At 73.9% G+C, this 23,172-nt stretch carries 22 protein-coding genes and 1 pseudogene; 9 read left to right on the top strand and 14 right to left on the bottom strand.

All coding sequences use genetic code 11. The features are described 5' to 3' along the window. The first annotated feature begins 102 nt into the window (after nucleotides 1–102). The gene (locus ABT296_RS19985; RefSeq protein ID WP_351929063.1) at nucleotides 103–549 is read left to right on the top strand and encodes an Lrp/AsnC family transcriptional regulator; all 447 of its coding nucleotides are present in this window, start codon (nucleotides 103–105) and stop codon (nucleotides 547–549) included. 160 nt (nucleotides 550–709) lie between these two features. Here ABT296_RS19985 and ABT296_RS19980 read toward each other — a convergent pair whose 3' ends face one another. From ABT296_RS19980 to ABT296_RS19960, 5 genes are all read right to left on the bottom strand, one after another. Then, on the bottom strand, nucleotides 710–3,709 hold the full coding sequence (locus ABT296_RS19980; RefSeq protein WP_351929061.1) for an AAA family ATPase: 3,000 nt from the start codon (nucleotides 3,707–3,709) through the stop codon (nucleotides 710–712). A gap of 43 nt (nucleotides 3,710–3,752) precedes the next feature. After that, nucleotides 3,753–4,916 (bottom strand): exonuclease SbcCD subunit D, encoded by a 1,164-nt coding sequence (locus tag ABT296_RS19975; RefSeq protein WP_351929059.1) that lies wholly within the window; start codon nucleotides 4,914–4,916, stop codon nucleotides 3,753–3,755. A 111-nt stretch (nucleotides 4,917–5,027) separates the two neighbouring features. Next, entirely contained in the window at nucleotides 5,028–5,654 is a 627-nt protein-coding gene (locus ABT296_RS19970) for a YigZ family protein (protein ID WP_351929057.1), read from the bottom strand. A 9-nt stretch (nucleotides 5,655–5,663) separates the two neighbouring features. Continuing rightward, nucleotides 5,664–6,221, bottom strand: coding sequence for a SixA phosphatase family protein (locus ABT296_RS19965; protein WP_351929055.1), 558 nt, complete (start codon nucleotides 6,219–6,221; stop codon nucleotides 5,664–5,666). After that, a complete protein-coding gene (locus ABT296_RS19960; RefSeq protein ID WP_351929053.1) occupies nucleotides 6,218–6,943 on the bottom strand; it encodes a hypothetical protein in 726 nt (241 codons plus the stop codon). Before ABT296_RS19960 ends, ABT296_RS19965 begins: the two co-directional genes overlap by 4 nt. Before the next feature lie 135 nt (nucleotides 6,944–7,078). Here ABT296_RS19960 and ABT296_RS19955 point away from each other — a divergent pair, with 135 nt between their 5' ends. From ABT296_RS19955 to ABT296_RS19945, 3 genes and pseudogenes are all read left to right on the top strand, one after another. Beyond that, entirely contained in the window at nucleotides 7,079–7,486 is a 408-nt protein-coding gene (locus ABT296_RS19955; RefSeq protein ID WP_351929051.1) for a CoA-binding protein, read from the top strand. Nucleotides 7,487–7,795: 309 nt separating this feature from the next. Then, nucleotides 7,796–8,755, top strand: coding sequence for a formylglycine-generating enzyme family protein (locus tag ABT296_RS19950; protein WP_502977292.1), 960 nt, complete (start codon nucleotides 7,796–7,798; stop codon nucleotides 8,753–8,755). A 45-nt stretch (nucleotides 8,756–8,800) separates the two neighbouring features. Beyond that, nucleotides 8,801–10,023, top strand: a pseudogene (locus tag ABT296_RS19945) (4-hydroxybenzoate 3-monooxygenase). An 18-nt stretch (nucleotides 10,024–10,041) separates the two neighbouring features. On the opposite strand, the gene ABT296_RS19940 reads toward ABT296_RS19945, so the two are convergent. After that, a complete protein-coding gene (locus tag ABT296_RS19940) occupies nucleotides 10,042–10,401 on the bottom strand; it encodes an ArsR/SmtB family transcription factor (protein ID WP_351929047.1) in 360 nt (119 codons plus the stop codon). A 9-nt stretch (nucleotides 10,402–10,410) separates the two neighbouring features. Between ABT296_RS19940 and ABT296_RS19935 the strand changes: the two genes are divergently transcribed. Further along, the gene (locus tag ABT296_RS19935; protein WP_502977288.1) at nucleotides 10,411–11,505 is read left to right on the top strand and encodes a cation diffusion facilitator family transporter; all 1,095 of its coding nucleotides are present in this window, start codon (nucleotides 10,411–10,413) and stop codon (nucleotides 11,503–11,505) included. A 1-nt stretch (nucleotide 11,506) separates the two neighbouring features. On the opposite strand, the gene ABT296_RS19930 is transcribed toward ABT296_RS19935, so the two are convergent. Together ABT296_RS19930 and ABT296_RS19925 are read right to left on the bottom strand one after the other, a co-directional pair. Next, nucleotides 11,507–12,064 carry a YbaK/EbsC family protein gene (locus ABT296_RS19930; protein ID WP_351929043.1) on the bottom strand — a complete coding sequence of 186 codons (558 nt, stop codon included), beginning with the start codon at nucleotides 12,062–12,064 and terminating at the stop codon, nucleotides 11,507–11,509. A gap of 30 nt (nucleotides 12,065–12,094) precedes the next feature. Next, complete coding sequence (locus ABT296_RS19925) at nucleotides 12,095–12,667, bottom strand: cupin domain-containing protein (protein WP_351929041.1); 573 nt, start codon at nucleotides 12,665–12,667, stop codon at nucleotides 12,095–12,097. 105 nt (nucleotides 12,668–12,772) lie between these two features. Here ABT296_RS19925 and ABT296_RS19920 point away from each other — a divergent pair, with 105 nt between their 5' ends. Next, nucleotides 12,773–13,630, top strand: a complete 858-nt coding sequence (locus ABT296_RS19920; protein ID WP_351929039.1) for an EamA family transporter — start codon at nucleotides 12,773–12,775, stop codon at nucleotides 13,628–13,630. Between the two features lie 109 nt (nucleotides 13,631–13,739). Here the strand turns inward: ABT296_RS19920 and ABT296_RS19915 are convergent, their stop codons facing one another. After that, nucleotides 13,740–14,504, bottom strand: coding sequence for an acyltransferase (locus tag ABT296_RS19915; RefSeq protein WP_351929037.1), 765 nt, complete (start codon nucleotides 14,502–14,504; stop codon nucleotides 13,740–13,742). Between the two features lie 106 nt (nucleotides 14,505–14,610). Here ABT296_RS19915 and ABT296_RS19910 point away from each other — a divergent pair, with 106 nt between their 5' ends. Next, the gene (locus ABT296_RS19910) at nucleotides 14,611–15,132 is read left to right on the top strand and encodes a gamma carbonic anhydrase family protein (RefSeq protein ID WP_351929035.1); all 522 of its coding nucleotides are present in this window, start codon (nucleotides 14,611–14,613) and stop codon (nucleotides 15,130–15,132) included. A gap of 48 nt (nucleotides 15,133–15,180) precedes the next feature. Here ABT296_RS19910 and ABT296_RS19905 read toward each other — a convergent pair whose 3' ends face one another. The 3 genes from ABT296_RS19905 to ABT296_RS19895 form a co-directional block, all read right to left on the bottom strand. After that, complete coding sequence (locus ABT296_RS19905; protein ID WP_351929033.1) at nucleotides 15,181–15,825, bottom strand: DedA family protein; 645 nt, start codon at nucleotides 15,823–15,825, stop codon at nucleotides 15,181–15,183. Nucleotides 15,826–15,884: 59 nt separating this feature from the next. Beyond that, nucleotides 15,885–17,471 carry an RICIN domain-containing protein gene (locus tag ABT296_RS19900; RefSeq protein WP_351929031.1) on the bottom strand — a complete coding sequence of 529 codons (1,587 nt, stop codon included), beginning with the start codon at nucleotides 17,469–17,471 and terminating at the stop codon, nucleotides 15,885–15,887. Nucleotides 17,472–17,876: 405 nt separating this feature from the next. Further along, nucleotides 17,877–18,314 carry a DUF4442 domain-containing protein gene (locus ABT296_RS19895; protein ID WP_351929233.1) on the bottom strand — a complete coding sequence of 146 codons (438 nt, stop codon included), beginning with the start codon at nucleotides 18,312–18,314 and terminating at the stop codon, nucleotides 17,877–17,879. 166 nt (nucleotides 18,315–18,480) lie between these two features. Here ABT296_RS19895 and ABT296_RS19890 point away from each other — a divergent pair, with 166 nt between their 5' ends. Further along, entirely contained in the window at nucleotides 18,481–19,482 is a 1,002-nt protein-coding gene (locus tag ABT296_RS19890) for a DUF8017 domain-containing protein (protein ID WP_351929029.1), read from the top strand. 97 nt (nucleotides 19,483–19,579) lie between these two features. Next, nucleotides 19,580–20,866, top strand: a complete 1,287-nt coding sequence (locus tag ABT296_RS19885; RefSeq protein WP_351929027.1) for an MFS transporter — start codon at nucleotides 19,580–19,582, stop codon at nucleotides 20,864–20,866. Here the strand turns inward: ABT296_RS19885 and ABT296_RS19880 are convergent. Next, nucleotides 20,828–21,673, bottom strand: a complete 846-nt coding sequence (locus ABT296_RS19880) for a spermidine synthase (RefSeq protein WP_351929025.1) — start codon at nucleotides 21,671–21,673, stop codon at nucleotides 20,828–20,830. The genes ABT296_RS19885 and ABT296_RS19880 overlap by 39 nt on opposite strands. Nucleotides 21,674–21,750: 77 nt before the next feature. Further along, nucleotides 21,751–22,920, bottom strand: a complete 1,170-nt coding sequence (gene tuf / locus ABT296_RS19875) for an elongation factor Tu (protein WP_351929023.1) — start codon at nucleotides 22,918–22,920, stop codon at nucleotides 21,751–21,753. Nucleotides 22,921–23,172: the final 252 nt, after the last annotated feature.

Here is a 23,172-nt window from a genome sequence, read left to right as displayed (position 1 = left end):
CTGCTCATGACCTGAAATCTACGGCGGGAAGATCAACTCCTTGAAGGGCGAATCCCCGGCACCGCTCTTGATCGGCCGGGGAATCCCTGTTAGCTCTGGTTCATGACCACGTTTTCACCGGACGCCACCGACTGGCGCATCCTCGATGTCCTCCAGCGCGAAGGGCGGGCCAGTTTCGCGGAGCTGGCGCGGGCCGTGTCGATGTCGGCCAGCGCGGTCACCGAGCGGGTCCGCAGGCTGGAGGAGGCGGGGGTCATCCAGGGGTACTCGGCGGTGGTGGCGCCGGAGCGGCTGGGGTTGCCGATCCTGGCGTTCGTGCGGCTGCGGTATCCGACGGGGAACTACAAGCCGTTCCATGATCTGGTGGATGTGACGCCGGAGATTCTCGAGGCGCACCATGTCACGGGGGACGACTGCTTTGTGATCAAGGTTGCCGCGAGGTCCATGCGGCATCTTGAGGAGGTGTCGGGGAAGATCGGGGCGTTGGGGTCTGTGACGACGTCTGTGGTGTATTCGTCGCCGCTGCCGCGGCGGCCTCTTGGGCGGTGACGCTTTTCGGGTGCGGCGGCGTTGTGGCTTGTCGCGCAGTTCCCCGCGCCCCTGGGTGGATGGGGCCGGCGGTTGCTCGGTCGGGTGCGGCGGGGTTGTGGCTCGGCGCGCCGTTCCCCGCGCCCCTATGGGGCGCCCTGGGGGCGCGCCCATGGCGGTGTTAAGGGCCGGTTGTGGTTTGTTGGTTGAGGGTTGAGCCTGATCGGGTTTTGGTTACTTCCAGTTGGGTGTGGACTCTGCGGCGGAGGTCGGGGACGTGGCTGACGATTCCCACGCTGCGGTCGCGTTCCCGTAGGGAGTCGAGAACGTCGAGGACCTCGTCGAGGGTCTGGTCGTCGAGGCTGCCGAAGCCCTCGTCGATGAAGAGGGTGTCCAGCCGGACCCCGCCCGCCTCGTCGGTGACCACGTCGGCGAGGCCGAGGGCGAGGGCCAGCGAGGCGAAGAAGGTCTCCCCGCCGGACAGGGTCGCGGTGTCCCGCTCGCGGCCGGTCCAGGCGTCGACGACATGCAGCCCCAGACCGCTGCGGCCGCGTCCGGCGCGGTCGTCGGAGTGGACCAGCGTGTAGCGGCCGGACGACATCCGCCGCAGGCGTACGGTCGCGGCGGCCGCGACCTGCTCCAGCCGGGCGGCCAGGACGTAGGACTCCAGGCGCATCCGGCGTTCGTTGTCGGCCGACGTGCCTGCGGTGAGGGCGGCCATGCGGGCCACCCGGTCGTACCGCGCGCGCAGCGGGGCGAGCCCTCGGGCGGACTCCGCCGCGCGGGCGGAGAGCCGGTCGAGTTCGGTGCAGCGGCGGGCGGCGGCGTCGTGCGCGGAGGACGCCTCGCGCAGGCGTCGGGCGGCTTCGGCGGCGGTCCGCTCCGCCTCCGCGAGGTCGGCGGGCGGGCGCTGGGCGGCGGCTGCGGTGTCGGCCTCGGCGAGTACGGCCCGTACCGTCGCCTCCTCCGACTGCCAGGCGTCCAGGCGCTGTTGGAGTTCGCGGTGGGCGGCGCGGTCCAGCAGGGCGTCGGCGGCGGCCTGCGGGGTCTCGAAGCCGGCGCGGAACGCGGCGTCGGCGAGCCGGGAGTCGGCGTCCTTGAGCCGGCGGGCGCTGTCCTCGGCCGCCCGGGCGGTCTCGGCGGCGTCGGCGAGCAGCGCGACCTGCCGTTCCAGTTGGGTGAAGCGGGCGGCCACGCTCTCCTGGGCGCCCCGGGCCTCGGCCAACTCCGCTTCCAGCAGGGCCCGTTCGCGGTCGAGCCGGTCGCGGTGGCCCACCCGGGCGGCGGTGCGCACCTCCGCCTGCCGACGGGCCGTGGCGCGCCGTTCGTGTTCCTGTTCGGCGGCGAGGAGTTCCTCACGGGCCGGGAGCAGGTCGGAGGCCTCCTGGCGGGCGGCGGCGAACAGCCGCTCCAGTTCCTGGACTTCGTCGTCGAGCTGCCCGGTGGCGGTGTCGCCGGCTTCGGCGCCGGCGGCGGCCAGCGCCTCACGGACGACGCCGAGCCGCCGCTCGCGCTCGGCCTGGGCCCGCTCGGCGGCCTGGAAGGCTGCGTGCGCCCGTTCCTCCGCCGCGCGGTCGACGTGTCCGGCGTCCTTGCGGGCCGGCGCGGGGTGCTCGGTGGCACCGCAGACCGCGCAGGGGCTGCCGTCGGTGAGCTGGGAGGCGAGTTCGGCCGCGATGCCGTTCAGGCGGCGCTCCTTGACCTCCAGCCAGTGCGCCTTGGCCGTCAGCGTCTCCTGTTGCGCGGCGCGGGTCAGGTCCGCGGCGGCGTCGGTGTCCCGGGCCAACTGGTCGCGCAGCCGGGCCGCGCCGAGCCGCTTGGCAGCGGGTTCGCGGCGGCCGGCGAGCTGTTCGGCGCGGGTGGCCGCCTCCTGGGCGGTGTCGATACGGCTCCGCAGGTCCGCGCGGGTGGCCTCCCAGCCGGCCAGCCAGGCCTCGGCGTCCTGGAGGACGCCGTCGTCGGCGCGTTCCTGGCGGTCGAGCCCGGCCCGCTCGTCGACGAGTTCGGCCAGGCGCTGTTCGGCGCGGCGGGCGGACTCCAGGCCGCCCAGTTCCTCGGCGGACCGGCGTGCCGCGGCGGCGAGCCCGGTGGCGCCGGCGTCGGCGAGGGCGTCCGGGAGCAGGGCGTACGCGCGGGACCGGGCGAGGTCCGCGCGCCGGTGTTCGGCGTCGGTGTCGTCCCGCAGTTCCAGGGCGGGGGCGACCGTCTCGGCCTTGCGGGCCCGCTCCATGCGGGCCTGTGCCTCGCGGTGTCCGTCGGCCCGCTCCTGGAGGAGCCGGGCCCGCTCGCCCGCCTCGGCGAACCTGCGTTGCAGGCGCGCGGTCTCCCGCACGTCGGCCAGGGCGCGCTCGGCGGTGTGCTGGGCGGACTCGGCGGTGGCCAGTCGGCAGCGGGCGACGGTCAGTTCCTCGCGCGCGCTGCTGCGGGCGACGGCGGCGGCGGCGAGGACGGCGTCGGCGAGCCCCGGCTCGCCGGGGTCCAGCGCGGGCAGCTCCATGGCGCCGCCCGCGGCCTGCTGCATGCGGTGCGCGTCGGCCAGCAGCGCGGTGTCGCCGTCGCGCACCTCGGCCTCGGCGGAGCGCCGGCGCTCCGCGAGGTGCTTCTCCACCTCGGCGAAGCGGTGGGTGTCGAAGAGCCGGCCCAGCAGCCGGCCGCGGGCCTCGGCGTCGGCGCGCAGGAAGCGCGCGAAGTCGCCCTGGGGCAACAGGACGACCTGGCAGAACTGTTCGCGGCTCATGCCGAGCAGCTGGGTGACCTCCTCGCCGATCTCCTGGTGGGAGCGGCTGAGGTCCTTCCAGGCTGCGGTGGTGGCGTCGTACTCGCGCAGCCAGCTCTGCGCCTTGTCCAGGGTGGTGCCGGTGCCGCGCTTCTTGGGGCGCTGCCAGGGCGGCTGCCGGGTGATCTCCAGTCGGCGTCCGGCGACGGTGAGGTCGAGGCGGACCTCGGTGCGGGTGGCGGGTTCCGCGTGGTCGCTGCGCAGGGTGAGGCCCTGGCCGCTCTGGCGGGCGCCGGGCACGGTGCCGTAGAGGGCGTAGCAGACGGCGTCGAGGACCGTGGTCTTGCCGGCGCCGGTCGGTCCGTGCAGCAGGAAGAGCCCGGCCGCTGACAGGTCGTCGAAGTCGACGCTCTGGGAGCCCCCGAAGGGTCCGAACGCCGTGATGTCGAGCCGGTGCAGCCTCACCGGGTCGCCTCCCCGGGCACGGCGCGGAAGGTCGGCCGTCGCTTCACCGGGCCACCTCCCGTACCACCGCGTCCGCGCGGACCGCGTCGAAGGCGTCGCGCAGGACGGTCCGCTCGGCCTCGTCCGGTCCGGCGCCGCGCACATGGGCGACGAAGTCCTCGGCGATCTGCTGGTCGTCGCGCCCGGCCAGCCGCCGGGCGTAGGAGACGTCGGGGTCGTCCGGGGAGCGGTCGGGGTCGAAGACCAGGCTGAGGGTGTGCGGGAAGCGTTCGGTGAGGCGGGCCATGGGCTCGGCGGGGCGGACGGCGTCGGTGAGGGTGGCCTCGATCCAGGCGTCCTGGTGGCGGGCGAGGCCGGGATCGGCGAGGAGTTCCTCCAGCGGTCCGCGGATCCGGGCCAGCGCGCGCGGGGCGGGGCAGTCGAGGCGCTCGGCGGTCACCTCGCCGTCGGCGTCCAGCTCGACCAGCCACATGCTCTTGCGGTGGTCGGCCTCCGAGAAGGAGTACGCGAGCGGGGAACCGGAGTAGCGCACCCGGTCGGTGATGGTCTGGCAGCCGTGCAGATGGCCGAGCGCGGTGTAGTCGACGCCGTCGAAGACACCGGCCGGTACGGCGGCGACCCCGCCGACGGTGATGTCCCGCTCGCTGTCGCTGGCCTCGCCGCCGGTGACGAAGGCGTGCGCGAGGACGACGGACCGGGTGCCGGGGGCGCGGGCCGCGAGGTCGGCGCGCACCCGGTCCATGGCGGCGGCCAGCACCGCCTCGTGTCCGGGCCGGTCGACGGCGAACTCGTCCTTCACCAGCGCCGGTTCGAGGTAGGGCAGCCCGTAGAAGGCGACGTCGCCGTGGGTGTCGGTGAGCACCACCGGGGTGCCGCAGGCCGACGGGTCGGTGCGCAGGTGGATGCCCGCGCGGTCGATCAGCCCGGCGCCGACCCCGAGCCGGCGCGCCGAGTCGTGGTTCCCGGAGATCATCACGGTGGGTACGCCGAGGGCGGCGAGGCGGTGCAGGGCGTCGTCGAAGAGTTCGACGGCGGCGAGCGGGGGGACCGCCCGGTCGTACACGTCTCCCGAGACGAGCACCGCGTCCGCCGCGTGCTCCCGCACGGTGGTGACGAGGTGGTCGACGAAGTCGGCCTGGGCGCCGAGCATGTTCACGCGGTGGAACGCCCGGCCGAGGTGCCAGTCGGAAGTGTGCAGGAGCCTCATGATCCCCGAAGACTAACGGCCGGGTCTGGCATCACGGGCGGTTACTCCCGTATCGGCCGCGATGACCGCAGCACAAGTGCCCTGTATGTCCGCTGTGTCGGGCACGGTGTGTCAGGCGTCTCCGTACGCCTCCCCGCCCAGCTCGAACCCGGCGCTCCCCGCGGTGACGTCGGCCAGCCACGCCCGGAACGCGTCGACGTCGGCGTCGGGCAGTCCGATCTCGATGGTGACCGCCTCGGCGTAGCGCACCGAGCGGACCTCGCGCCCGGTGGCGCGCAGATCGTTCTCGACCTTGCCGGCCCGCTGGTGGTCGACGGTCACCGTGGCCAGCCGGAAGCGGCGGCGGGTGATCGTGCCCAGGGTGTCGAGGGCCTCGCCGACGGCGCCGCCGTACGCCCTGATGAGGCCGCCGGCGCCGAGTTTGACGCCGCCGTAGTAGCGGGTGACGACGGCGACGACGTACCGCATGTCGCGGCGGAGCAGCATCTGGAGCATCGGGACGCCCGCGGTGCCGCCCGGTTCGCCGTCGTCGCCCGCCTTCTGGACCGCCGCGTCGGCGCCGATGACGTACGCGAAGCAGTTGTGGGTGGCGTCGGCGTGCTCCTTGCGGACCGCGGCGAGGAAGTCCTGGGCCTCCTGCTCGGTGGCCGCCGGGGCGAGGGCGCACAGGAAGCGGGAGCGGTTGACCTCGGTCTCGTGCACGCCCGCGTGGGCGACCGTGCGGTACTCGTCCTGCATCCGGCCAGCCTATGACAGGGCCGGTCGGCCCTTCTTCCCGCGGGGCACGGCGAACCAGGTCAGCAGGGCGGTGCCGGGGGCGAGGGCGCTCCAGGAGGGGCCGCGCCAGGCCAGCACGGCGACGGCGGACGTGGGGAACTTCACCCGGACCGCGTCCAGCGCGTCGTCCAGGCTGTCCCCGGCCAGCTCGGTCACCAGTTCTTCGAGACCGGGGTTGTGCCCGACCAGCAGGAGCGTCTCCACCTCTGCCGGTGTCGCGTGCACGGCGTCGAGCAGGTCGGCGACCTCGGCGGCGTACAGCTGCGGCACGTACCGCACGGGCGGCGGGGTGCCCCATTCGGCGGACGCCAGCTCCCAGGTCCGGCGGGCGCGTACCGCGGTGGAGCACAGGGCCAGGTCGGGCAGCAGGTCGGACTCGGCGAGCGCGCGGCCGGCGGCCGGGGCGTCCCGCAGACCGCGCGGGGCGAGGGGTCGGCGGTGGTCGGCGACCCCTTCGGGCCAGGCCGACTTGGCGTGCCGCAGGACGACCAGTCTGCGCAGCGGTCCCGCGCCGGGGCGCGCGATCACGAGGGGTGCCCCAGGTCGCGGACCAGGTCGAGGCCGAGCAGCCGGTCGGCGTAGGCGTAGGTCTCGAAGCGGGCGCCGTCCGGCAGTTCCGGCTCGTCGGCCACCCGGTCCAGCAGCCGCAGCACCCCGGGTACGTCCAGGTCGTCCTCCCAGGCCGCGCGCAGGTCGGTGCGGATGTGGTCCGGGATGGGCCGCGAGGGGTGCCGCGCCCAGCCGGCGACCGCGCGCCGCCACCGTACGAGGGTGTCGTGGGCCTCGGCCAGGGCCTCCGTGTCCAGCTGTACGGGCCGGTCCCGGCGCGGGGTCAGCAGGGCCAGGCGCAGGGCGACGGGGTCGGCTCCCGCGAGGGGCGCCGGCGAGACCGCGTGCACGGGCGCGACGGCGACGAGGACGCCGTCGGGGGTGGCGTGGTCCTCGGCGACGACATGAATGACCTGTTTCTCACCCAGGCTCTGCCCGACCTCCCGGGCGTCCTCCAGCGGCCGGATGCCGAGGGCGGCGGCGCCGGCCCGCAGCTCGGGCTGCTCGCGGTGGGTGCGCAGCACCGCCCAGACGGGGGTGCCGCCCAGTTCCAGGGCCCGGACCAGCAGGTCGGTGACGAGGAGCACGCGCAGGGCGCCCGTGTCGAAGCCGGACACATGGGCCTCGACCCGGGTCAGGCCGCGCCGGGCGGGCGTGGCGTCGACGGACGCGCCCGTTCGGGCGTCGGTGATGCGCAGCACTCCCCGAGCGTAGGCGGGCGCGCGCCCGGGCGCAGCACGCGCCGCCGTTTCCGGACAGCGCGGACGCCGGGAATCTCCGCGCGCCCTCGGCCGTTCTCCGGAGAACAGGCATGTCATGAGGCCGAGGAGGCACGGGTGCACGACGACGAAGCGGCGATCCGCAGGATCCTCACCGAACTCGGCGACACCTGGGCGGTGGTCGGCCTGTCGTCGAACCGGCGGCGGGCGGCGTACGGCGTCGCACAGGTGCTCCAGCGTTACGGCAAGCGTGTGGTGCCCGTCCACCCCAAGGCGGAGACGGTGCACGGCGAGCAGGGTTACGCCTCGCTGGCGGACATCCCCTTCGAGGTGGACGTCGTCGATGTCTTCGTCAACAGCGAACTCGCGGGACCGGTGGCCGACGAGGCCGTCGCCAAGGGCGCGAAGGCGGTGTGGTTCCAGCTGGACGTGATCGACGAGGCCGCCCGTGAGCGGACCCGGGCGGCGGGTCTGGAGATGGTGATGGACCGCTGCCCGGCCATCGAGATACCCCTGCTGCGCTGACCCGGGCTCGTCGGCGCCGGGTTCATGGCGCGGACGCCGGCCCGGATTGCGTCGGCGTCGGGTCCATGGCGTGGACGCCGGCCCGGATTGCGTCGGCGCCGGGATGTGGCACGGCCCGCCGGTCCGGCTGCCTCGGCGCCGGTATGCGGCACGGACCGCCGGCCCGGTTACCTCGGCGCCCGTATGCGGCACAGGCGCTCCCCCGGCCGCACCGGCGCCGGGTTCATGGCGTAGACAGGGACCCCGTACCCGTCGCAGGCCCACGAGGATGCACCGATGCACGAGTCCCCGTCCCCCGGCCCCTGCTGCATGCCGCCGTCCGGCACGGGCACCGGTGCCGGCACCGGCACCCCCGCACCGGCGGCGCCCCCTCGCACCGAGCCCACTGCCGCGTGCGGTCCCACCTCCCCGTCCGGGCCCGCCGCCAGCGACGGCACCGTCGCTCTGCCGGGCGGTGCGTTCCTGATGGGCGCCGAGGACAGCGAGGGCTTCCCAGCCGACGGGGAGGGCCCGGTGCGGACGGTGCGGCTGTCCCCGTTCCGGATGGACGCCTGCGCGGTGACCAACGACGCGTTCGCGGCCTTCGTCGCCGACACCGGTCATGTCACCGACGCCGAACGACTGGACTGGTCCTACGTCTTCGCCGGGTTCCTGCCCGCCGCGCTGCGCCGCGGGGCGCCCCGGCCCGAACCGACGCCCTGGTGGTGCGCGGTCGCCGGCGCGTCATGGGACCGGCCGGAGGGGCCGGGAAGCGATCTCTCCGGCCGCGGCGACCACCCGGTGGTCCACGTGTCCTGGTACGACGCCACGGCCTACGCGGCCTGGGCGGGCAAGCGCCTGCCCACCGAGGCCGAGTGGGAGTACGCGGCCCGCGGCGGACTGGAGGGGCGCCGCTATCCCTGGGGCGACGAACTGGACCCGGACGGCACCTACCGCTGCAACATCTGGCGCGGCACCTTCCCGACGAAGAACACCGCGGCCGACGGCCATCGGGGCACCGCCCCCGTGACCGCCTTCGCTCCCAACGGCTTCGGCCTGTACAACACCTCGGGCAACGTGTGGGAGTGGTGCGCCGACTGGTGGTCCACCGGGCACCGCGGCTCCCTCGACGCGGCCGGCCCGGCGGAGGGCACCGCCAAGGTGATCCGCGGCGGCTCCCACATGTGCCACGCGTCGTACTGCAACCGGTACCGCGTCGCCGCCCGCAGCGCCAACACCCCCGACAGCTCCAGCGGCCACGCGGGCTTCCGCTGCGCGGCCGACGGCTGACCCCGGCCGCTGTCCCGATCCCCGGCGGCGCCACATAATGCTCGGGTGACTCACCCCTCCCCCCACCCCAACTCCCCTGCCCCACAACGCTTTCCGGTGGTCGTGGTCGGCGCCGGACCGGCCGGGCTCACCCTCGGCAACATCCTGCGGGCCGCGTCCGTCGACTGCCTGGTCCTGGAGACCGAGAGCCGCGCGTTCATCGAACAGCGGCCCCGGGCGGGCGTGTTGGAGGAGTCGGTGGTCCGCGGACTCCAGCGGCGGGGCCTCGCGGACAACCTCCTCTCCCGCGGCCGGACGCACGACACCTGCGAGTTCCGCTTCGCCGGGGAGCGCCACCGCTTCGGCTACACCGAGCTGACCGGACATCACCACTACATCTATCCACAGCCGTTGCTCGTGACGGACCTGGTGCGGGAGTACGCGGACGTGCGCGGCGGCGCGATCCGCTTCGGGGTTCGCGACGTGGCACTGCACGACCTCGACTCGGAGCGGCCGTCGGTGTCGTACACGGACCCCGAGTCCGGCCGGCGGCAGGTCGTGCACTGCGACTTCGTCGCCGGGTGCGACGGGGCGCGCGGGGTGTCAAGGGCCGCGCTGCCGCCGGGGCGGGCCCGGATCGCGCGGTACGACCACGGCGTCGGCTGGCTGGCGCTGCTCGCCGAGGCGCCGCCGTCCAACGACTGCGTGGTCTTCGGCATGCACCCGCGGGGTTTCGCCGGACACATGGCGCGCAGCCCCGAGGTCACCCGCTACTACCTGCAGGTCCCGCCGGGCGACGACCCCGGGAACTGGTCCGACGAGCGCGTCTGGGCCGCACTCCGGGAGCGGCTCGGGGCGGCCGGAGCGCCCGCGCTGACGGAGGGGCCGCTGATCGAGAAGCGCGTGCTGGACATGCACGGGTACGTCGTGGAGCCGATGGCGTTCGGCCGGCTCTTCCTGGCCGGGGACGCCGCTCACCTCACCGCGCCGATCGCCGCCAAAGGCATGAACCTCGCGCTGCACGACGCCTTCCTGCTCGGCGAGGCGCTGGTCGCGCACCTCACCAGGGGCGAGTCGGCCGGCCTCGACGGCTATTCGCGGGCGTGCCTCGGGCGGGTCTGGGAGTACCAGGAGTTCTCGCAGTGGCTGTCGGAGGTGTACCACGGCACCTCCTCGGGCGACCCGCACCGGGCGGGCACGACGCTGGCCCGGCTGCGCCGCCTCTTCGACTCCCCTCGGCCGCCCTGGCCTTCGCGGAGCAGTACATCGGCAAGACACCGATCGGCTGAGCCCCGCCGCCCCGATCGTCAGTCGTGCGGGGGCCGGTCGCCGAGGCGGTGGTCGGCGACGTTCAGCGCCTCGTCCACCAGTCGGCGCAGGTGGCCGTCGCGCAGGGCGTAGATCACCCGGCGGCCCTCCTTGCGGGTGCTCACCAGACCGGCGAGCCGCAGCCGGGCCAGATGCTGGCTGACGGCCGGCCGGGCCGCGCCGCACACCTCGGTGAGCGTGGTGACGTCGGCCTCTCCCCCGGTCAGCGCGTGCAGCAGGGTCAGCCGGGTGCGGTCGCCGAGCAGGGCGAGGACCTCGGCGGCGAGGGCGAACTGCTCCTCGCCGGGGCTGCGCGGATGCGCATGGTGTGCAGGTGACAGGTGCATGCGTGCGCTCATACGCACATAATGGCGGCAGGGGACCGCCAAGTCCACCGCCACCGTCCGCGAGGGGGACCCGTGAGCAACTCGCACCACCACCCGCACCCGCACTCACACCCGCATCATCACCCCCACCACCCTCGCCGCCACCGCATCGCCCACCTCCTCAAACCCCACTCCCACGACTCCGCCGACAAGGTCGACACCGCCCTGGAGTCCTCCGCCCGCGGCATGCGGGCCCTGTGGGTGTCGCTCGCGGTGCTCGGCGCGACCGCGCTCGCGCAGGCGGTGGTGGTGCTGATGTCCGACTCGGTGGCACTGCTCGGCGACACCGCGCACAACACCGCGGACGCGCTGACCGCCGTACCGCTGGGCATCGCCTTCGTCCTCGGCCGCCGCGCGGCGACCCGGCGGTTCACCTACGGCTACGGGCGCGCCGAGGACCTCGCGGGCCTGGCGATCGTGCTGACGATCGCCGCCTCGGCCGTCTTCGCCGGGTGGACGGCGGTCGACCGGCTGCTCGATCCGCGCCCGGTGCAGCATCTGCCGGTGGTGGCCGTCGCGGCACTGGTGGGCTTCGCGGGCAACGAGTGGGTGGCGCGGTACCGGATCCGGGTGGGCCGGGAGATCGGCTCGGCCGCGCTGGTGGCCGACGGTCTGCACGCCCGTACGGACGGGTTCACCTCCCTGGCCGTGCTGCTGGGCGCGGGCGGCGCGGCGCTCGGCTGGCGGGCGGCCGACCCGGTCGTGGGGCTGGCGATCACCGCGGCGATCCTGCTGGTGCTGCGGGACGCGGCGCGCGAGGTGTTCCGGCGGATCCTGGACGCCGTCGACCCGGCCCTGGTGGACCGGGCCGAGGAGGCGCTGCGGGAGGTCCCGGGGGTGCACGGCGTAGGTGAGCTGCGGCTGCGCTGGATCGGGCACCGGCTGCGCGCCGAGGTGGCGGTGACGGTGGACGGCGAGGCGACGCTGCGGCAGGCGCACGCGATCGCCGTGGACGCCGAGCACGCCCTGCTGCACGCGGTCCCGCGGCTCACCGCGGCCCTGGTGCACGCGGACCCGGCGCCGGTGCCCGGTGCGGCGGACCCGCACCAGGCGCTGGCCCACCACGCGGCGCGCTGACTCAGGCGAGCCCGAGCCCCTCCAGCACCACGGCGCCGGGCAGTTCGGCGAACGCCTTGCCCGGCACCAGCAGTTTGCCGCGGCGGCGCCCGCTGCCGACGAGGACGTAGGGGAGGTCGACGACCGCGGAGTCGACCAACAGGGGCCAGTGGGCGGGCAGTCCGATCGGGGTGATGCCGCCGTACTCCATGCCGGTCTCCCCGGTGGCGGTGTCCATGGCGGCGAACGACGCCTTGCGGGCACCCAGTTGGCGGCGTACGGCGCCGTTGACGTCGACGCGGGTGGTGGACAGCGCCACGCACGCGGCCAGGGTGGTCTCGCCGCCGCGCCTGCCCGCGACCACCACGCAGTTCGCGGACCGTTCCAGCAGGTCCTGACCGTAGTGCTCGACGAAGACGGCGGTGTCGGCCCACTGCGGGTCGGTGTCGACGTAGACGATCCGGTCGGCGGGGACGCCGCCGCTCCAGTCCCGCAGGGCGGCGGCGACGGGGGCGGTGAGTTCGTCGAGGCAGTCGGGGGCGGGGACGGCCCGGTCGAAGTGTCCGATGGGTGCGCGCATGGCCGCACGGTAGCAACCGCGCGGCGGCGCTCAGCGCACGGGCGGCACGGAGACGACCAGCACCAACTCCATGGGGACGTCGCCGTCGTTGCCGTAGGTGTGCGCGGCGCCCGCCTCGAAGTAGGCGCTCGCTCCGGCCGGGACGCGGTACGCCTCGCCGTCGACGGTCAGCGTCAGTTCACCGGCGGTGACATGGAGGAGTTCGACGGTGCCGCCGGGGTGCGGGTCGGAGGTGCTGCTCTCGCCGGGCATCAGCCGCCAGTTCCACATCTCCAGCGGTCCGGGGGCCTCGGTGCCGACGAGGAGCCGGCTGTAGCCGCCGCTGTCGGAGTGCCACATCCGCACCGCCTGCTCGGCCGGTACGACCCGCACCTTGGGCCCCTGCTCGTAGTCGAGCAGCGTGGGGATGCTGACGCCTAGGGCGTCCCCGATCTTCACGACCGTGCCCAGGCTGGGGTTGGTGCGGGCCTGCTCGATCTGGATGAGCATGCCGCGGCTGACTCCGGCGCGGGCGGCGAGGGTGTCCAGGGTGAAGCCGCGCTCGGTGCGCCAGCGCTTGACGTTGCGCGCCAGGGACTGGGTCAGCAGGTCGAGGTCCGACACATTCCGTCCAACATTGTGGTCCAAAATAATGAATGCCAAAGTTCAGTCTATTGAACTACGGTGAGCTGCACCGATTGTGCACCGAACTGTACTGCGAGGGGACCCGTGACAGCACTGTTCGCCCTGGCCGCCAGCCTGCTGTGGGGGCTGGCCGACTTCGGCGGCGGACTGCTGACCCGGCGCCTCCCCGCGCTCACCGTGGTGGTCGTCTCCCAGACGGTGGCCGTGGTCGTGCTGGGCGCGGTGGTGGTCGCCACCGGCGGCTGGACCGAGGCCGGCCCCCGGCTCTGGTTCGCCGTCGCGGCCGGCGTGGTCGGCCCGATCGCGATGCTCTCCTTCTACCAGGCGCTGGCGCTGGGTCCGATGGGCGTGGTGTCACCGCTGTGCTCGCTGAGCGTCGCCGTCCCGGTGGCGGTGGGCCTCACGCTCGGCGAACGGCCCGGGGCCCTCCAGCTCGGCGGGATCGCGGCGGCCGTGGTCGGCGTCGTCCTGGCGAGCGGGCCGGGCGCCGGGGGCACGCGGGTGCGGCGACGGGCCATCGCGCTCACCCTGGTCGCGGCGCTGGGGTTCGGCGCGGTGATGGCGCTGATCTCGCAGGCCTCGACCGGTGTCACCGGCCTGTTCCTGGCCCTGTTCGTCCAGCGCGTCGTCAACGTCGCCGTGGGCGGCACGGCCCTGTACGTCTCCGTGCGGCGCGGCGCCGCCGCCCTGCCCGAGGGCGGCTTCCCCTGGCGGGCGCTGCCGACGCTCGGCTTCGTCGGACTCGCCGACGTCGCCGCGAACGGCACCTACGCGATCGCCGCGCAGAACGGCCCGGTCACCGTGGCCGCCGTACTCGCCTCGCTGTTCCCGGTGGTGACGGCACTGGCCGCGCGGTTCGTCCTGGACGAACGGCTGCGCGGCATCCAGGCGGTGGGCGCGGGCCTGGCCCTGGCCGGCACGCTGCTGCTCGCCACGGGCTGACTCGGGCCCCCGGCCGGACCCCGGCGACCAGGCCCCGGGCGCGACGCCGCCGCCCACCCGCCGACCCGTTTCCGAGCCCCGCCCCCGGCAAGTGCGCCGGAGCGCCGACTCAGCCCTCCGCGTCCAACTGCGCCAGCCGAGCCACCGACTCCTCGTCCAGTCCCGCCAGCGCCGCCAGCTGGCCCGGCGTCACCCCGTCCGGGATCGGCACCGGCGCCGGTGTCCTGAGCGGTGGCTGCCAGCCCTCGGCGGGAGTCCAGCGCCGTACGACCCTGGCGGGCGCGCCCGCCACCACCGCGTGGTCCGGCACCACGCCGCGGACCACGGCTCCGGCCGCGACCACCACGTTCCGGCCGATCCGCGCGCCCGGCAGGATCACCGCGCCGGTGCCTATCCAGCACCCCGGGCCGATCGACACCGGCTCCATCCGCGGCCACTGCCTGCCGATCGGCTCGTGCGGATCGTCGTAGGAGTGGTTCGTGGAGGTGACGTAGACGTAGGGCCCGAAGTAGCAGTCGCTGCCGATGGTGACCGTGGTGTCGGCGATGACGTGGCTGCCGCGGCCGAGGACCACGCCGTCGCCGATGCGCAGGATCGGCTCGGGGCCGAGGTCGAGGTCGGGCATCAGGCCGGCGGTCAGGGTGACCTGTTCGCCGACGATGCAGTGCGAGCCCAGGTGGATCCACGGCTCGCCGAAGACCGTGCCGAGCGGGAAGGCCAGGCGGGTGGCCTCGCCGATCGCGCCGAACCGGAAACGGCCGGGGCGCTCGGCGGTCACCGAGCCGGTGCGCTGCACCCAGGCCCAGCCGGCGTGGACGGCGCGCTGCGTCGCTCGGCGACTCCAGGACGAGAACGTGTTCTTGCTCTTCGGCACTGGTTCACGGTACTGAGCGCACGGCACCCGGATACCGCGACGGTGCTGTGATCTTCGCCCCAACGGGTGGCGTACCGTGCCGGTACCAGCTGATCGGGAGGCAGGAATGATCAAGGGCATCGGCGGCCGGGAGCCGAAGGTCGACCAGGACGTCTTCGTGGCGCCCACGGCCTCGGTGATCGGCGACGTGACGCTGCTCCAGGGAGCGAGCGTCTGGTACGGAGCGGTCCTGCGGGGTGACGTGGAGCGGATCTCCGTCGGGGCGAGCAGCAATGTGCAGGACAACTGCACGCTGCACGCGGACCCCGGGTTCCCGGTCACCGTGGGAGAACGTGTTTCCATCGGGCACAACGCCGTCGTGCACGGGGCGACCGTGGAGGACGACTGCCTCGTCGGGATGGGGGCGACCGTGCTCAACGGCGCGGTGATCGGCGCCGGGTCACTGGTGGCCGCGCAGGCACTGGTCCCGCAGGGGATGGTCGTGCCGCCCGGCTCGCTGGTCGCGGGCGTGCCGGCGAAGGTCAGGCGGGAGCTGACCGAGGAGGAGCGGGCCGGGCTCACGCTCAACGGCACGATGTACGCGGCCCTCGCACAGGCGCACCGCGAGGAGCACGACGACGAGAAGTAGCCGGCGGGGTGCGGGGCCTGCCCGGCCTCCCGCACCCCGGCTCGGGTCCTACTGCCCGGCGGGCACCGGCTCGGCTTCCGCGGCCCGGCTCTGCGCCTGCTTCGCCTTGCGCTTCAGCACCAGGAACGAGGTCAGGCCGATCAGGACGGCCACGACCAGCCCCAGCCACGAGAAGCGCTTCAGCCAGGACTCGGCCACCACGCCGACGTAGTAGATGACGGCCGTCGTCCCGCCCGCCCAGAGGATGCCGCCGAGCACGTTGGCGGTGAGGAACTTCCAGTACGGCATGCGCAGGACGCCCGCGAGGGGGCCGGCGAAGATCCGCAGCAGGGCCACGAAGCGGCCGAAGAAGACCGCCCACATGCCCCACTTCTGGAAGGAGCGCTCGGCGGTCGCGATGTGCGCCTCGCTGAAGTGCCGCGGGAACTTCCCGCCGAGCCAGGCCAGCAGCGGGCGTCCGCCCCGGCGGCCGATGGCGTAACCGATGGAGTCGCCGATGATGGCGCCGGCGGTCGCGCAGGCGCCGAGGACGACCGGGTCGATGTCGCCGTGCTGCGAGGCGAGCAGCGCCGAGGAGACCAGGATGATCTCGCCCGGCAGCGGGATACCCAGGCTCTCCAGTCCGATGACCAGGCCCACCAGCAGATAGATGGCGAGCGGGGGCACCGTTTCGAGCCATTCCTGGACGTGCAACGCCGCATCCTCTCGTGTCCGGCGCCTGTTCCGGGCGCGCGCCGGGGCAGCCTACCCGCTCACCCCGACGCCGCCGTGTCGCCGGGGAGCGCAGGCCCCGGCCACGACAGCTGCGTGACGACGGGTTCCGCGAGCGCGCCCGTCCGCTCCACCGGGTCCGCCGCGGGCTCGGGTGCGCTGCCGGTACCGGCGCCGGCCTCGCTGACGCGCGTCGCGTACGGGTCCCCGTCGACCGGCGCCGAGTCCGGTCCGGCGTCGGACTCCCGCCGCTGCTCGGCGGTCCCGGCGTCGAAGTGCCAGCTCTGGTCGGTGGACAGGTCCCGGTCGGCGGTCGTGACCGTGCGGTCCTCGCCGGGCGCGAGGGCCCGGCCGCCGCCGTCCCTGGGGAGGAGTTCGCCGCGGACGGTGAGGTCGTAGCCCGCCCGTCCGTCGTCCACGGGGCAGTCGGCGAGCAGCACGGCGCCCTCACCGGCCGTCGGCCGGGCGCACAGCGCCGGATCGGCGGCGCTGCGCAGCAGCCCGTCGTCCTGGTAGGACCACCGCTGCGACCCGGCGGCCGAGCACCCCGCGAGCACCGTCGGCGCACCGGCCCGGGGCGCCCTGCCTCGGACGTCGAGACAGAGGCCGGTGCCCAGGTTCACCAGCCGGCCGCGACCCCGCTCGTCCGGGCGGCGGTCCGCGGCGGCGCCGGCCGCGGAGACCTCCGTGCCGGTGCCCTGCGCGCTCCAGGTGACGTGCGGGTCGGGGGCACCGCCCTCGCCGAACCCGCCGTTGCCGACCAGGACCGTCGCGAGCAGGGCGAGGGAGGTCAGACCGACCCCGACGACGCCCCTCGCACGGCCCGCCGAGGACAGCGCCGGCCACTCCTCCGCGTGCGGGACCGGCCCGGCGCCGAGGCGTACCGGTACCGATGCCGATGCAGTGCGCGCCGCGATACGGCCCGGGCGGGATTCCAGATAGCGGCGGGCGCCCCAGCCGAGGACCGTCTCGGCGAGCAGCTCACCCAGGCCGCCGCCCGGTGCTTCGTCGAAGTGGCCGAGCTGTTCGGCCGCGTACCGGCAGTAGCGGCACCGCGTCAGGTGCCGCTGGATCTCGGGCGGCTCGATACCGGTCCGACGGATCGGGAGGTCGAGCAAGCGGTTGTGGGAACGGCATCCCGGAGTGGGCGCGTGCGCGCGGTGGGCGCGCACACAAGCGGTGCGGAATTGCTCGCGGGCCCACTCCAGAGCGGCCGACGCGGTGGCGGTGTCGATACCCAGCAGACGGGCCGGTACGGATATCGGGTCCTGCTCAACCTCGGTGTGCCACAACAGGCATTGGGAGGATTCCGGAAGGGATCGGAAGGCGTGCTCGGCGAGCCGTCGCCTTTCCGGTGTCACCGACCTCGCCGCGCGCAGTCCGCGGCCCCCGGTGGGTTTGCGGAGTTCCGGCAGCACGGCGGAAACGCTTTCATCGGCGGCCCATTCCATGACCGTGTTCCGCACAGTCATCAGAAGGTAAGGCCGTAGCGCGCCGCGGGAGGAATTGCCGAGCAGCCGGTGGAACGCGGCGGCGGTCACGATCGACGCCCCGCTCCCGGTCGCGGCCAGGCAGATCGCCGCGTACTCATGGGTGGCCCGCCAGTGCCGCGCCATGAGCAGCTGCACTTCCGTACCGGTTCCGGACGGGCCCAGTCGGGCGACGAGATCGCGGTCGGAGTCCGGGGAACCGGCTCCGGACCGTGGCGGGAACGGGGGGCGTGGGGGGTTGGGGGGTGGCATGGAACGGTTCCTTCCAAGCCGCCGTACGACGGTCGGGTGACCGTCCGTCGGAAAGCGGACGTGCGATTGGCGCATACCTGAGCGGTGCGAGCTGGGGCACAGCCGGTCCAGGGGGCGCTCACCTTCGCACGAACGACTCACAGGAAACAAGAAGTTCGAACGCCGGGGGCAGAAAGCCCGGGGAATGCGGATTAGTTACCGCCGGTATCCACATCCGATGCGGAACCAGCGGTCCGGAAACGACACAGCGGGCCCCCTTACGGGACCCGCTGACCAGAAAAATCCGAGCGTTCAGCTATTGGGACGGAGTGTCCACACGACGGTCATCTCGGTGGTGACCGCGCCGTCCTCGCGCTGGATGGCGACGCCCACCGGGAACTCCGGCCGCTTACCGGCGTCCAGTTCGGCGACGACCTCGTCGATCGGCCGGCCGAGGGTGGCGGTGGCGGTGACGGAACCGAGGGCGATCTTCTTGAACGCGATCTCGGCGGTCACCGGCAGCGGCACCGCCCGCGACAGCTGGTCGCCGAAGGCCGCGAGCACGATGGCGCCACTGGCCGACTCGCCCAGCGTGAACATCGCGCCGGCGTGCGGTCCGCCGACATGGTTGCGGTACTCGTCCTGGTCCGGCAGAACCAGCACGGCCTTCTCCGGGGTGGTCTCGCGGTACTCCAGGTTCAGGGTGCGAACCATCGGCACGGTGGCGGCGAGCAACTCGCCGATCGACATCTGATCTGCGCTCATGGCGGCATGTTACCCACGAGTAGCCACCGCTGGCCAGATTCGTGCCGTGATCGTCACGATCCGGCCGGCACCTCACCCGCGCCGTATTGCTACGTCCCTGACAAGGCCCGGTGACCGAATCGTGTCCATGGCGCCGCTAGGGTGACTGCCCATGTGGCCAGGACAGCAGCCGCCCGGGGGCGAGCAGAACCCGCAGCAGAACAACCCGTACCAGCAGCCGGGGTACCAGCAGCCGAATCCGTACCAGCAGCCCGGCTACCAACAGCCCAACCCCTATGGGCAGCAGCCGCAGTGGAACGCGCCGACCTCGCCGGGGTCGCCGGCGCCGCAGGGCGGTGGTGGGGGCAACCGCACCAAGCTGGTGGCGATCGTGGCGGCCACGGCCGTGGTCGTGGCGGCCGGTGTCACCGGGGTCCTGGTGCTCGGCGGCGGCGACGACGACAAGGCGGACGGCAAGGCCTCGCCGAGCCCGACCGTCAGCAAGACGGCCGACCCCAGCCCGTCCGGCTCCGGATCGGACTCCGACCCGCGCGGCGAGGAGGAGCTGGAGCCGACCGTCGAGGGCTGGAAGGTCGTCGTCAACACGCGCTTCGGAACGATGTTCGACGTGCCCGCCGACTGGGAGATCGAGAGCGCGGACACCAGCGTCGGCTTCGAGTGGGAGGAGAAGGACGGCAAGATCGACCGCACCACCGTCACCGCTCCCGCCTACCTGAAGTCCAAGTGGTGCACGGTCGACTCCGACAAGGACGGCCGGAACGAGGACACCGCGCTGGTCACCGCCGGTACCCGTGGTGAGGGCGGGGCCAAGGACCTGGAGGAGGCGGCGACGACCCGCGTCCCGTGGTGGATCTACGGCGGCTACACCCAGCCGGACAAGAAGAGCGTGAAGTACGGCAAGGCGAAGCCGTACACCACGGCCTCGGGCATCGAGGGCAGCGTCATCACCGCCCACTCGGAGAACACCCCGCAGAACGGCAAGTGCGACAGCGAGGGCAAGGCGATCACCTTCGCCTTCGAGAACGGCGCGGGCGATTTCGTCACCTGGAACCTGTTCGGCGCCAAGGGCGTCAAGGACGAGCTGCCGGAGGCGACGATCCAGAAGATCCTCAGCACCGTGCGCCTGACGGAGACCATGCCCACGGACACCTGACCGCCGATCGCGGATTCGGCCCCAGCCGCAGGTCACGGGGCGAGAACGGTCGGGATTCGACTTGGCAAGTCGGCCCCGCCGCGGTGATAGTCGCCAGGTGAAACCCACCGTCTCGCTCCGCCGCCCGACCTGGGCGGGCCGCAACTACTCACTGCTGACCGCCGCCGCGGTCGTGACCAACCTCGGCAGTCACGGCGCGCTCATCGCCGCCGCGTTCGCCGTGCTGGAGAACGGCGGCGACGGCGGCGACGTGGGTCTGGTGGCGGCGGCGCGGACGCTGCCCCTGGTGCTGTTCCTGCTGATCGGCGGCGCCGTCGCGGACCGGTTCCCCCGGCACCGGGTGATGGTCGCCGCCAACGCGCTGAACTTCCTCTCGCAGGGCGCGTTCGCCCTGCTCGTCCTGTCCGGTGAACCCAGGCTGTGGCAGATGATGCTGCTCACCGCGCTGGGCGGCACCGGACACGCGTTCTTCTCCCCCGCCGCCGAGGGCATGCTGCTGTCCTCGGTCAGCGGCGAGCAGGTCAGCCGGGCGTTCGCCGTCTTCCGGATGGCCATGCAGGGCGCCGCGGTGGGCGGTGCGGCGCTGGGCGGCGCGATGGTCGCCGCGATCGGACCCGGCTGGGTGCTGGCGGCGGACGCCGTGGCCTTCGCCGTCGCCGGGTCGCTGCGCGCCTTCCTCGACGTCGGCCACATCGCGCCCCGCACGCCGGGCGGCGGTCTGCTGTCCGACCTGCGCGAGGGCTGGCGGGAGGTCACCGGCCGGACCTGGCTGTGGGCCGTGGTCGTGCAGTTCTCGGTGGCGAACGCGGTGGTCGGCGCGGCGGACGCCGTCTACGGTCCGCTGGTCGCCCGGGACCATCTGGGCGGCGCCGGACCCTGGGGCCTGGCCCTGGGCTTCTTCGGCGCGGGCACGGTCGCGGGCGCCCTGCTGATGACCCGCTGGAAACCCCGCCGGCTGCTCCTCGCGGGCACCCTGTGCGTCTTCCCGCTGGCCCTGCCCTCCGCCGCGCTGGCGATCCCGGTCTCCGTCGGCCTGCTGTGCGCGGTGATGTTCGTCACCGGCGTGACCCTGGAGGTGTTCGGGGTCAGCTGGATGACCGCCCTGCACCAGGAGATCCCGGAGGACAAGTTCTCCCGGGTCGCCGCCTACGACTGGTTCGGCTCGGTCGCCCTGGTGCCGATGGCCACCGCCCTGGCGGGCCCGGCGGAGTCGACGCTCGGCCGGACCTCGGCGCTGTGGGGCTGCGCCGCGCTGGTCGTGGTGGTCACCGCGGGCGCGCTGTGCGTGCCGGACGTACGCAACCTGCGCCGCCATACCCGGCACGTCACGTCGGCGGCGCGGCCCTCAGCCGATGCCGAAAGCCCCGTCGGGGGGAACGGGTGAGGGCACCGCGTCCTCGTCCCGCACCGGGCGGGCCCCGCCGATGAACTCCCCCAGCGCCGCGCCGTGTTCGACCCGGGCCGGGAAGGCGTCGGAGGCCGCCAGCCGGGTCAGCGCGGCGAGGTCGACCGGCCGGTGCGAGGCGACCAGCACCGCGTTGCCGAAGCGCCGCCCGCGCAGCACCCCGGGCTCCGCGATCAGCGCCAGCTCCTCGAACACGGCCGCGAAGTTGGCCAGTTGGGAGCGGAGGAAGGCGAAGGGCGCGGCGTCGGCGAGGTTGGCGAGATAGACGCCCGACGGGCGCAGCACCCGCTCGGCCGCGCGGGCGTAGGCGAGGGTGGTCAGGTGCGCGGGCACCCGTGAGCCGCCGAAGACGTCGGCGAGCAGGACGTCGGCCGAGCCGGCGGGCGCCCGCTCGGTCCAGGCCCGCGCGTCCGCCGTGTGCAGGGTGATCCCGGTGCCGTCGGGGACGGGCAGCACCTGCGCGATCAGCTCCGTGAGGCCCCGGTCGGCCTCGACCACGTCCTGCCGGGACCCGGGCCGGGTCGCCGCCACATAGCGGGGCAGGGTGAGCGCCCCGCCGCCGAGGTGGAGCACGTCGAGGGCCAGCCCGGGCTCCGCGACGACGTCCAGGACATGGCCGAGCCGACGGGTGTACTCGAACTCCAGGTGGGTCGGTTCGTCGAGGTCGACGTAGGACTGGGGAGCCTCGTCGACGGTGAGCAGCCAGGCGCGCTCCCGGTCGATGTCGGGCATCAGCTTGGCGGTGCCGTGATCGACGGCCCGGCTCACGGGGACTGGTTCGCTCACGCCTCCATTGTGCGGCGCGCCGGGCCGCGGCACGGAGGCGGGGACCACGGCATGCCCGTGGCCCCCGCCGGCGGTGTTCACTCCACGGCGGTCACCGTCCCCGCCCCGACGGTCCGGCCGCCCTCGCGGATGGCGAAGCCGAGGCCGGGCTCCAGCGGCGTCTCCCGCCCCAGCTCGACCGTCATGGTCACCGTCTCGCCGGGCCGCGCCACCGCCGCCTCGCCGAGGTCGATGTCGCCTACCACGTCGGCGGTCCGGATGTAGAACTGCGGCCGGTACCCGGTGGAGACGGCGGTCGTACGGCCGCCCTCCCGGGCCGACAGCACGTACACCTGCGCGGTGAAGCGCCGTCGGGGCACCACGCTCCCCGGTGCCGCCACGACGTGCCCGCGCCGGACCGCGTCGCGGGCCACCCCGCGCAGCAGCAGGGCCACGTTGTCGCCGGCCTCGGCCGACTCCATCGGCTTGCCGAAGGTCTCGACGCCGGTGACGACGCTCTCCAGACCGGCCCCGAGCACGTCCACCCGGTCGCCGACCCGTACGGTGCCGCGCTCGACGGCGCCCGTGACCACCGTCCCGCGGCCGGTGATGGTCAGCACGTTCTCGACCGGCAGCAGGAACGGCGCGTCCACGTACCGCTCCGGCATCGGGACGTAGGTGTCCACGGCGTCCAGCAGCGCCTCCACGGACGCCGTCCACCTCGGGTCCCCGGCCAGGGCGCGCAGCCCCGAGACCCGTACGACGGGCGCGGTGTCGCCGCCGTAGCCGTGCGCGGTGAGCAGGTCGCGTACCTCCAGCTCGACGAGTTCGACGAGTTCGTCGTCGGCCGCGTCGGCCTTGTTCAGCGCCACCACCACGTGGTCGACGCCCACCTGCCGGGCGAGCAGGACGTGTTCGGCGGTCTGCGGCATGATCCCGTCGAGCGCGGAGACCACGAGGATCGCTCCGTCGAGCTGCGCGGCGCCGGTCACCATGTTCTTGACGTAGTCGGCGTGGCCGGGCATGTCGACATGGGCGTAGTGCCGGGTGTCGGTCTCGTACTCGACGTGCGCGATGTTGATGGTGATGCCGCGCGCCGCCTCCTCGGGCGCCCGGTCGATGCGGTCGAAGGGCACGTAGGTGCCGGAGCCGCGCTCGGCGAGGACCTTGGTGATGGCGGCGGTCAGGGTGGTCTTGCCGTGGTCGACATGGCCCATGGTGCCGATGTTGAGATGCGGTTTGGTGCGGACGTAGGCCGTCTTGGACATGGTGGTACCTCGAAGCGTCATGAGTGGCGGTGGTGGGACCCCGAGGACTCTCCGACCCTCCCCCTGCGGGGTCCGCCGGACGTTCCGGAGAGGGTCAGCTTCGGGCGCCGTCGACAGCGGCCGGGGGCACGACTGCGGCAGCCTTCGGGGCATCCGCTGCCGCGGATGCTGCGAGGAGGAAGGCGTGCCGGAACATGAGGCCGATCATCGTCGACGGGATGTCCGACGTCGAATGGTTTTCGCCGGTACGGG

The organism is Streptomyces sp. NPDC000983, assembly GCF_040299205.1.
In the GTDB taxonomy this organism is placed as follows: Bacteria; Actinomycetota; Actinomycetes; order Streptomycetales; family Streptomycetaceae; genus Streptomyces.
This window is presented reverse-complemented; position numbering and strand designations above follow the sequence as displayed.